Source organism: Microbacterium sp. CCH5-D1, assembly GCF_001557335.1.
Classification (GTDB): Bacteria; Actinomycetota; Actinomycetes; order Actinomycetales; family Microbacteriaceae; genus Microbacterium; species Microbacterium oxydans.
In genome coordinates this window covers 1-9,423 of record NZ_LSJW01000244.1, presented here as the reverse complement: position 1 = coordinate 9,423, position 9,423 = coordinate 1, and the positions used below count along the sequence as shown (strand labels likewise).

11 protein-coding genes are annotated in these 9,423 nt (G+C 68.0%); 7 read left to right on the top strand and 4 right to left on the bottom strand.

Translation table 11 applies throughout. The annotated features are described in order from the left end of the window. Together AX744_RS14845 and AX744_RS14840 are read right to left on the bottom strand one after the other, a co-directional pair. Nucleotides 1-1,882 (bottom strand): ABC transporter ATP-binding protein (locus AX744_RS14845; protein WP_061017692.1); only part of this gene is annotated, 1,882 nt, incomplete at its 3' end. Nucleotides 1,883-1,959: 77 nt separating this feature from the next. Continuing rightward, nucleotides 1,960-2,166: a hypothetical protein gene (locus AX744_RS14840; RefSeq protein WP_061017690.1), complete on the bottom strand. Its 207-nt coding sequence runs from the start codon at nucleotides 2,164-2,166 to the stop codon at nucleotides 1,960-1,962. 74 nt (nucleotides 2,167-2,240) lie between these two features. On the opposite strand from AX744_RS14840, the gene AX744_RS14835 reads away from it, so the two are divergent. Next, nucleotides 2,241-2,864, top strand: a complete 624-nt coding sequence (locus AX744_RS14835) for an HAD-IA family hydrolase (RefSeq protein WP_061017688.1) — start codon at nucleotides 2,241-2,243, stop codon at nucleotides 2,862-2,864. Here AX744_RS14835 and AX744_RS14830 read toward each other — a convergent pair. Beyond that, on the bottom strand, nucleotides 2,861-4,321 hold the full coding sequence (locus AX744_RS14830; protein ID WP_061017687.1) for an MFS transporter: 1,461 nt from the start codon (nucleotides 4,319-4,321) through the stop codon (nucleotides 2,861-2,863). The two genes, AX744_RS14835 and AX744_RS14830, sit on opposite strands and share 4 nt — an antisense overlap. Nucleotides 4,322-4,483: 162 nt before the next feature. Here AX744_RS14830 and AX744_RS14825 point away from each other — a divergent pair, with 162 nt between their 5' ends. Together AX744_RS14825 and AX744_RS14820 are read left to right on the top strand one after the other, a co-directional pair. After that, on the top strand, nucleotides 4,484-4,702 hold the full coding sequence (locus tag AX744_RS14825; RefSeq protein ID WP_061017685.1) for a hypothetical protein: 219 nt from the start codon (nucleotides 4,484-4,486) through the stop codon (nucleotides 4,700-4,702). Nucleotides 4,703-4,728: 26 nt separating this feature from the next. Beyond that, nucleotides 4,729-5,190, top strand: a complete 462-nt coding sequence (locus tag AX744_RS14820; protein WP_082738540.1) for a GAF domain-containing protein — start codon at nucleotides 4,729-4,731, stop codon at nucleotides 5,188-5,190. Between the two features lie 37 nt (nucleotides 5,191-5,227). On the opposite strand, the gene AX744_RS14815 is transcribed toward AX744_RS14820, so the two are convergent. Continuing rightward, entirely contained in the window at nucleotides 5,228-6,076 is an 849-nt protein-coding gene (locus tag AX744_RS14815; RefSeq protein ID WP_046749670.1) for an IclR family transcriptional regulator, read from the bottom strand. Between the two features lie 117 nt (nucleotides 6,077-6,193). On the opposite strand from AX744_RS14815, the gene AX744_RS14810 reads away from it, so the two are divergent. From AX744_RS14810 to AX744_RS14795, 4 genes are all read left to right on the top strand, one after another. Then, nucleotides 6,194-6,859 carry an ABC transporter permease gene (locus AX744_RS14810; protein ID WP_127012430.1) on the top strand — a complete coding sequence of 222 codons (666 nt, stop codon included), beginning with the start codon at nucleotides 6,194-6,196 and terminating at the stop codon, nucleotides 6,857-6,859. Then, nucleotides 6,852-7,889, top strand: coding sequence for an ABC transporter ATP-binding protein (locus AX744_RS14805; RefSeq protein ID WP_193752228.1), 1,038 nt, complete (start codon nucleotides 6,852-6,854; stop codon nucleotides 7,887-7,889). Before AX744_RS14810 ends, AX744_RS14805 begins: the two co-directional genes overlap by 8 nt. A 2-nt stretch (nucleotides 7,890-7,891) precedes the next feature. Beyond that, a complete protein-coding gene (locus tag AX744_RS14800) occupies nucleotides 7,892-8,683 on the top strand; it encodes an ABC transporter permease (RefSeq protein ID WP_061017682.1) in 792 nt (263 codons plus the stop codon). A gap of 43 nt (nucleotides 8,684-8,726) precedes the next feature. Continuing rightward, a partial coding sequence (locus AX744_RS14795) for a glycine betaine ABC transporter substrate-binding protein (protein WP_061017680.1) occupies nucleotides 8,727-9,423 on the top strand: 697 nt, incomplete at its 3' end.

The window sequence follows — 9,423 nt, the reverse complement described above, 5'->3', positions numbered from 1 at the left end:
CGAGAAGCTGGTGCCGGGCGAGATCGCGGTACAGCGGTGTCGACTCCACGAGCTCGGCGTGCGTGCCCTGGCCGACCACGACGCCGTCCTGCAGGACCACGATCAGGTCGCTGTCGACGACCGTCGACAGGCGGTGGGCGATGACCACGAGCGTGCGGTCGGTGGAGACCGCATCGATGGCCTCGCGCATGCGCTGCTCGTTCACACCGTCGAGCGACGACGTCGATTCGTCGAGCAGCAGGATCGGGGCGTCGGTCAGCAGCGCGCGGGCGATCGCGAGTCGCTGACGCTCACCGCCGGAGAGCATTACGCCGTCCTCGCCGACGGGTGCCTCGATCCCGAGGGGGCTGCGCTCGAGCACGTCGCCGAGATTCACGGCGCGCAGCACGCGCTCGCAGTCGGCGTCGGTCGCCTCGGGAGAGGCGAGCCGCAGGTTCTCGGAGAGAGTGCCGGCCAGCGTCGGCGCGTCCTGCTCGACGTAGCCGAAGTGGGCGCGCAGCTCGTCGCGCGGATACGTGCGCGCGTCGTGGCCGTGCAGGCGGATCGAGCCACCCGTCGGGTCGTAGAAGCGCTCGATGAGCGACAGGATCGTGCTCTTGCCGGCGCCGCTGGGGCCGACGAGGGCGACGCGGGAGCCGTGGGGCACGGCGAAGGACACGCCGCGGAGCACCTCGTGGTCCTGCACGGCGGCCGTCGCTTCCTCTGCGGACTCCAGGTGTGCATCCGCGAGCAGGGTCCGGGCCTCCTCGGCTGCGGCCGCACGGGCTGCGACGACGTTCGCGGGGTAGTGGAAGCGCACGTCGCGGAACTCGATGGCCGGTGCGTCGGGGGTCGGCGTCTCGCGAGGCAGCGACGCGGCGATCTTCTCGTCGTCCTGCGACTCGGTCGGCAGATCGAGCACTTCCTGGATGCGACCGAGCGCACCGAGGGCCTGGTTCACCGAGGTGATGGCGCCGAACGTGGTGGCCAAGGGCATCACGAGCAGGAACAGGAACATGATGAACGAGATCAAGGAGGCGATCGTGATCGCTCCGGCCGCCACACGGAAGCCGCCGACGCCGAGGACCACCAGCAGCGAGAGCTGCAGGGCGATGCCGGAGACGGGCACGACCATGGAGGAGATCTTGGCGATGCGCACGCCGATCCCGTAGGCGTCTGATGCGAGGGCGGTGACGGCGGTGGTCTCGCGTTCGGTCGCCCCGGAGGCGCGGATGGTGCGGATCGAGCCGACGGCACGCTCCACGCCGGAGGCGAGCTCACCCACCTTCTCCTGCTGGGCGGTCGATGCGGTGCGGATACGTCCGCTCAGCAGCACGACGACCGCGACCGAGATGCCGATCACCACGACGATGAGCAGCAGCAGGATCGGGTCGATCACGAGCATCGCGATCAGTGCTCCGGCGAAGAGCACTGCGCTGCCGACGGCATCGGCGAGGCCCTGGGTGAGCACGGCGTAGAGCAGCGTCGTGTCCGTGCCGACGCGTGAGACGAGGTCACCGGTGCGGCGGGCGTCGAACTCGGAGGTCGGCAGGTGCAGGATGCGGGCGATCAGCTTGCGACGGCTCGAATACACCACGGCGGTGCCGGTGCGCTGGAGCAGGTAGTGCTGGAAGCCGGAGATGATCGACGACACGATCACGAAGCCGACCAGGAGCCAGACGAGGATCCCGATCCCCGTATCGGACTGCACGGCTTCGATGACCTGACCCACGAGGAGCGGCTGCACGAGCGACGTCGCTGCGCCGATGACGCTGAGCACGGCGACCACGATGAGGGTGCGCTTGTGCTCGAAGAGGAAGGGGAGGAGCTGGCGGAACGTCGCGCGGGGGCCTTCGGGCTGTGCGCCACGTCCGCGACGGCGTGCTGTCGCCGAACCGGACATGCGGGACCTCTATCTGGAGATGGTACTTCGACCGTACTTCGTTCGCGGTCGGATCCTATGGAGTGGCTGTAAGAGCTTCAGGAGCGGCCGAAACGGCGGTGGGCCGCCTGTTTGCTCACACCGAGAGCGCTGGCGATGGCCTGCCACGAGTAGCCGAGGTTGCGTGCGCGACGCACGTTCGCCTCCTCGGCGCGGGCGACCTCCTTCCGCACCTCGGCGAGGTGGTGCAGGGCGGCCAGCGGCTCGCTCCCGTCGTCCTGGGCGATTGCCGTCGGCAGTGTCATGATGAACCTCCTGCGTCAATATTCGTTGACGCGGGCCGGGAAGTCAATACATGTTGACGTGACAGTCTGGGGCGATGATTTCGAAGAAGTGGGTCCTGTTCGACATCGGTGGAGTTCTCGAGGTCGTCGACGACGACGCATGGCAGCAGGAGTGGTGGGATCGCTGGCAGGTGGCGAGCGGTCTCGACCGCGGTGTCTTCGATGCGCGCATCGCGGCCGCCCATCTTCCCGCGATCGACGTCACCACGGGGACGGAGTCGGATTTCTGGGACGCGGTGAGCACAGCGCTCGACCTCGATGCCGCGCAACGCAGCGCCATGCGCGCCGACTTCTGGGACGCGTACTGCGGCACCGCCAACGGGGAACTGATCGAGTACGCGCGAACCCTCTCGTCGCGCGCGGGAACCGCGATCCTCTCCAACTCGGCCGATGGCGCGCGAGAGGAGGAGGAACGCCGCTTCGGGTTCTCCGAGATCTTCGATCCGATCTGCTACAGCCACGAGCAGGGCGTCAACAAGCCGGAACGTGAGGCCTACCTGCGTGCGCTCCAGCGCATGGGGGCGAAGCCGGGAGACGTGCTGTTCATCGACGACCACCAGGTGTCGGTCCACGGAGCCGAAGCGGTCGGGATCCGCGCCGTGCGGCATGTCGACAACGCGACGACGATCGCCGCGATCGAGGGATTCCTCGCGGACTAGAGCTCGACGGCTGCGGCCACGCCGAGGTCGTCGTCGTAGTCGTGGTCCTTCGTCTCCGGCGAGAGGATCAGCGCGATGAAGGTCAGCACACCCATCGCCGACAGGTACAGACCGACCAGCCATGGCGCCCCGCCGGCCACCTCCCACAGCTTCAGAGCGATGAGCGGGGCCACCGCCGCGCCGAGGATGGAGGAGACGTTGTAGGCGATGGCCGACCCCGTGTACCGGACGTTCGTCGGGAACAGCTCGGGCAACAGGGCTCCCATGGGCCCGAACGTGGCGCCCATCAGCATGAAGCCGAACACCAGGAACGCCTGCGTGAGCGCACCCGTGAACTTGGGGTCGATCGCCGGGAGCAGGAACGCGTTGAAGGTGAGGCCGAACACGATGATGGTTCCCGTGACCCACAGCAGCAGCTTGCGCCGGCCCACCGCATCGGCGATGGGACCCGAGAGCAGGGTGAAGACGCCGAAGAACACCACGCCGATGATCTGCATCAGCACGAAGTCGGTGTAGCCGAAGCCGAGTCCCGGATAGAACTGCGCTGCGAACTTGGCGGGATCGAACGAGGCGCCGGTCGCCTCGGCCGCCGCCTTCGCCGCAGCCGAAGCCGTCTCCAGCGACGCGGGCTTGGTGCCGTAGGCGAGGGTGAAGTTCGTCATCAGGTAGAACAGCACGTACGTCGCCAGCATGATGAACGTGCCGAGGATGAGCTGCTTCCAGTGGTGGCGGAACACGGTCGCGAGCGGGAGCTTGCGGATCACGCCCTTCGTCTCGGCCTTCTTGAAGGTGTCGGACTCGACGAGCTTGAGCCGCACCCACAGGCCGATGATGACCATCACGGCGGAGAACAGGAACGGGATGCGCCAGCCCCAGGCGAGGAACGCCTCGGACTTCAGTGCCGGGTTGTCGGCGTGCGGCAGCAGCCAGTTGATCGCGAGGAAGAGGAAGTTCGCGATGATGAACCCGAGCGGGGCTCCCAACTGCGGGAAGGTGCCGTACCAGGCGCGCTTGCCCTTCGGGGCGTTCTCGGTCGCGACCAGGGCCGCCCCAGACCACTCGCCGCCGAGCGCGAAGCCCTGCGCGAGGCGGAGGATCAGCAGCAGCAGTGCCGCCCACCAGCCGATGTCCTGGTAGGTCGGCAGCAGACCGATCACGAAGGTCGCGATGCCCATCGTCAGCAGAGATGCCACGAGCGTGGCCTTGCGTCCGAACTTGTCGCCGAAGTGGCCGAACACCACAGCGCCGATCGGTCGGGCGACCATCGCGGCGCCGAAGACGGCGAACGAGGAGAGGAGCGATGTCGTGTCGTCGCCGGTGGGGAAGAACAGCACCGGGAACACGAGCACGGCCGCCGTCGCATACGCGTAGAAATCGTAGAACTCGATCGTGGTGCCGACCAGGCTCGCGGTGATGACGCGCGAGCGGGGATTCGCCGGCGCAGTGGCAGTGCTCATGTGTGTTCCTCCGATCGAGTCCCCGGTATACCAAGGGACTCGGGCGAGTTTACGCCTTCCTGAGTGTTTGCTGTACGCGCATGTCGCGTGTCATCCCGGAGAGCGCGTGCGGTGCGTAGAGTCGGGGAGGCGGAACGCGGGGAGGACACCACGGCGACGAGGATGCTGCTGCTCGCTGACACGCATGTCCCGAAGAGGGCGAAGCGCCTGCCGGACGCTGTCCTGCGGGCGGTCGACGAGGCGGACATCGTCGTGCATGCGGGCATGCGACTGCTGAACCCCGGGACACCGACCGACCGTCGCCGCCGGCCCGCCCGCACGATGATATGGGTCGAGGTCGATGGTGCCGCGGTGGACGCGACGCTGGTGCCACTGTCGTGAGCGAGATTCCCGTCTACCGTGCGCCGATGCGGTCACGTGACGATCTCGTGCCGGCCGGGGCGGCGGTGGAGCGTGCGCTCCTCCTCGGTGTCTGCGGGCTGGGCGGACGACTCGACGCCGCCCCGGAACGCCTGAGGGACGCCCTCGTCGCGGTCGATCTCCGCCATGGCGAACGCATGGCTCGACGGGTCGAGCGCTTCGCTGCGGCGCCGGACGGAGCACCGGTGTGGACACGCGACGTCGACGGCCTCTTCTGGCTCGGCGCACTCGATGGGCCGTGGCGCTTCGACTCCTCTCCGGGCGCCCACGAGGTCGACCTCATGCACATCAGGTCATGCCGTTGGCTGGCGACGCCGATGCCGGCTGCGCTCGTGCCGCCGGGGGTGGAGGTGGCGTTCGCCCGCGGGGGCCGCAACTGGCAGCGGATCCGCGACGTGGACGCTGCAACGGCCAGCGTCGAGCTGCAGCGACGGCTCGCGAACGACTGACCGTTCCCCGGGGATACGGGCGGATCGGTTCCGGACGTCAGCTCGCGCCCAGGCGGAGGGACAGTTCGCGCGCGGCGCGTGAGACGAGCGCCCCGAGGGCGTCGAGGCGAGGGCCGATGCGTGCCTTCGGCGCGCTCACGTTTACCGCGGCGACGATACGACCGGTGAAATCGACGATAGGTGCTGACGCCGCGACGACTCCGAACTCGAGTTCCTCGTCCGAGAGCGCGTAGCCCTGATCGCGGATGCGCGCGAGCTCGGACTGCAGGGTGCCGAGGTCTGTCACGGGGGAGTTGCCGGGCGGCGGAGCGTCGAGCACAGGGAATCCGAAGGGGTCCGCCTGATCGAAGTGCCCGACGAGCGGCTGATCCTGTCCGTGATCGTCGTACCAGCGGGAGAGCGACTCCTCGTCCCAGTCGCTCAGCAGCGCGCGACCGGAGGGTGTCCGCCATGCAGCCGTCGTGGTGCCGGCCCAGCCCGTCGTGCGCACGTCGTGCGGGCTGAGCTCGCTCAGCAGCGTCAGCACGTTGCCTCCGCGCAGCACACAGAGGTGGCTGGTCTCTCGCGTGGACTGCACGAGGCGGCGGAGGATGCTGCGCGAGGCGTGCACGAGCGTGGAGGTGGCGGTGTGCGCCGCGAGAGCGTACAGCCGCGGACCGAGCAGATAGCGCAGCGTCACCTCGTCCCGTTCGACGAGGCCCGTCTCGGCCAACGTGGCGAGCGTCCGTGACACGACGGCCTTGTCACGACCTGTCGCCTGAGCGACCTGGGAGACGCCGAGTCCACCGGCCCTCAGTGCGTCGTCACCGCCGAGAAGCTCGAGGATCTCGATGTCGCGGCCGAGGCCGGAGGAGTTGCGCCGTGGGGCGGAGGGAGTCGTGCTCACACCGGAAGTCTACCTGCTTCTGTTGCCATATACGCAACACTCTTTGGCGAAATGGTTACACCGGCTACGGTGAATCACATACCCGGTACCGGCCTCAAAGACGAGACAGGAGCCCCCTTGTCCGGATTCAACTGGGAAGACCTCATGGCCTTCCTCGCACGTCGCGCCGACGACATCCTCGAGCTCACTCGCGATCATCTCGTCGTCGTCCTCATCTCCGTCGTCCTCGCGGCGATCATCGGCGTGGGGCTCGGCATCCTGGTGCGCAACCATCGCATCGCCCGCACCAGCGTCCTCACCGCCGCGGCCGTCGCGATCACGATCCCGTCCCTCGCGCTCCTGGCGCTGCTGAGCCCGGTGCTCGGACTCGGATGGCTTCCGACCGTCGTCGCGCTGGTCTTCTACTCCCTGCTCCCCGTCGTCCGCAACACGGTGGTCGGGCTCCGGGAGGTCCCCCTCCCGGTGCTCGAGTCTGCTCGCGGAATGGGTCTCGGCCCGACCCGCATCCTGTTCACGGTCCAGCTCCCGATCGCCTGGCCGGTGATCATGACCGGCATCCGCGTCGCCGCTCAGCTCACGGTCGGCATCGCCGCGATCGCCGCGTACGTCGCCGGCCCCGGACTGGGCGAGTACATCTTCAAGGGGCTGAGCTCGCTCGGCTCGAAGAACGCTCTGAACTACGCGCTCACGGGCACCGTCGCCGTGATCCTCCTCGCCCTCGTCCTCGACGGCATCCTCGTGCTCATCGCCCGTCTCACCACCTCAAGGGGTCTCCGTGCCTGACATCACCACGAACACCGGCGTTCTCACCTCTCTCGCAGCCCAGCAGGGCGGGGTCGACATCGTGCTCGACCACATCACGAAGCAGTACCAGGGGCAGTCGGCACCGGCCGTCGATGACTTCTCGATGCGCATCGAACCCGGTGAGCTGATCATGTTCGTCGGCCCCAGCGGCTGTGGCAAGACCACGACCATGAAGATGATCAACCGCATCATCGAACCGACGTCGGGATCCATCCGCATCAACGGCGACGACGTGCTCTCGCTCGACGGCAACGAGCTGCGCCGCCACATCGGCTACGTGATCCAGCAGATCGGTCTGTTCCCGCACTTCACGATCGCCGAGAACATCGCGATCGTCCCGAAGCTGCTCGGCTGGTCGAAGTCCCAGATCGCCGAGCGTGTCGACGAGCTGCTGCGCACCGTGCAGCTGGACCCCGGCACGTTCGCACAGCGCTATCCGCGGCAGCTGTCGGGGGGACAGCAGCAGCGCGTCGGAGTGGCCAGAGCCCTCGCCGCCGACCCGCCCGTCATGCTCATGGACGAGCCGTTCGGCGCCACCGACCCGATCACGCGCGAGAAGCTGCAGGCCGAGTTCCTCCGTCTCCAGGCCGACATCGGCAAGACCATCATCTTCGTCACGCACGACTTCGAAGAGGCGATCCGGATGGGGGACCGCATCGCCGTGCTGAGCGATCGGAGCCAGATCGAGCAGTTCGACACCCCCGCGCGCATCCTCGCGGCACCGGCCAACGACTATGTGCGCTCGTTCATCGGGGAGGGTGCGGCGCTCAAGCGCCTCGCCCTCATCCCGGTCGCCGATGCCCGCATCGGGGCGGCCGACACCGCGGCACCCGTGGCGACCGTCGACGAGCACGCCTCCCTTCGTGAGGCACTCGACACCCTGGTCGTCACGGGCGCCGCGCGGGTCAACGTGACGCGTGCCGGCCAGGTCGTCGGCTCGGTCGACCAGGCAGCGATCTCCGCCGCGCTCGGGGTCGAAGGTCCCGTGCGCCGCGCCGAGGAGGGCTGATCATGACCGGCCCGCAGGTGGTCCCCTCGGCGACCACGGTGCTGCAGACGCAGGGTGTCCGGCGCCGAGGGATGTCCGTGCTGCTGCGACGGACGATGCCGCTGATCGTGGTCGCGGTCGTGCTGCTGCTCACCTACGCGTGGGTCTCCAGCCTGGAGCTCGACTCGATCGAGCAGCGCACGCTCAACGCCGGCTACATCACGTCTCGGATCGGCGAGCACCTGGTGCTCTCGATCATCGCCTCGATCCTCGTCGCCGTGCTCGCCATTCCGGTGGGAATCGCGGTGAGCCGCTCGCGGTCGAAGGTCTTCCGCGGCATCGTGATCGGCATCGCCAACATCGGCCAGGCCACACCGGCGATCGGCGTCGTGATCCTGCTGGCGATCGTCTGGCAGACCGGATTCACCACCGCCCTCCTGGCCCTCGTGATCTACTCCTTCCTCCCGGTGCTGCAGAACACGATCGCCGGACTCGCGCAGGTCGACCCGAACATCCGTGAATCGGCCAGGGGAATGGGCATGACCTCCGCGCAGGTCCTCCGTCGGGTCGAGCTCCCTCTCGCCTCACCCGTGATCCTCGCCGGTCTTCGCACCGCTCTCGTGTTCGCCGTCGGAGTCGCCACCGTGGCGACGTTCATCAACGCCGGAGGTCTCGGCGACATGATCATCAACGGTCTGAAGCTCCAGCGCTATCCCGTGCTCGTCGTCGGGGCGGTCCTCGTCGCCGCGATCGCCGTGCTCATCGACTGGGCAGCCGGTGTCGTGGAAGACATCGTGCGCCCCAAGGGCCTGTGACACCCACCGTCCTCCTCACGTCCTCATCCCGAAAGGAACCGCAATGAACTCCCGTACCATCGCATCCGCCTCGCTCGCCGCGATCGCCGCCGGCACGCTGCTGCTCGCCGGCTGCTCCTCCAGCTCCGCAGGGGGCTCCGGCGCCCAGGGCGACGAGCTCGAAGGTCTCACCGGCGAGATCGGCTCGAAGGATTTCTCGGAGCAGTACATCCTCGCCTACATGACGGCCGAGCTGCTCAACGCCCACGGCGCGGACGTCGAAGCCAACACCAAGCTCGTCGGATCCGCGAACGTGCGGCAGGCGCTCGAGAACGACCAGTTCCTCGGGTACTGGGAGTACACGGGCACCTCGTGGATCACCTACAACGGCAACACCGCACCCGTGCAGGGCGCCGAGGCGCAGTTCGACGCCGTGAAGAAGGCCGACGCCGAGAACGGCATCGCATGGCTGGATCCGGCTCCGTTCAACAACACCTACGCCTTCGCGATCCGCCAGAGTGAAGCCGAGAAGCTGGGTGTGAAAACGCTCAGCGACGTGGCGAAGCTGCCGGGCGCAGACCAGACCTTCTGCATCGAGAGCGAGTTCTCGACGCGGGACGACGGCTGGCCCGGACTCAAGGCCGCCTACGGCTTCGACGCTCCGGACGCGAACGTCACGATGCTCGACACCGGGGTCATCTACACCGCGACCCAGAAGGGCGACGACTGCAACTTCGGCGAGGTCTTCCAGACCGACGGCC

Bases quoted from the DNA above. Each gene is read 5' to 3' on its own strand.
- AX744_RS14830 (WP_061017687.1), bottom strand. From the start codon at position 4,321: ATGAGCACTGCCACTGCGCCGGCGAATCCCCGCTCGCGCGTCATCACC.
- AX744_RS14835 (WP_061017688.1), top strand. From the start codon at position 2,241: ATGATTTCGAAGAAGTGGGTCCTGTTCGACATCGGTGGAGTTCTCGAG.
- AX744_RS14800 (WP_061017682.1), top strand. From the start codon at position 7,892: ATGACCGGCCCGCAGGTGGTCCCCTCGGCGACCACGGTGCTGCAGACG.
- AX744_RS14840 (WP_061017690.1), bottom strand. From the start codon at position 2,166: ATGACACTGCCGACGGCAATCGCCCAGGACGACGGGAGCGAGCCGCTG.
- AX744_RS14825 (WP_061017685.1), top strand. From the start codon at position 4,484: ATGCTGCTGCTCGCTGACACGCATGTCCCGAAGAGGGCGAAGCGCCTG.
- AX744_RS14820 (WP_082738540.1), top strand. From the start codon at position 4,729: ATGCGGTCACGTGACGATCTCGTGCCGGCCGGGGCGGCGGTGGAGCGT.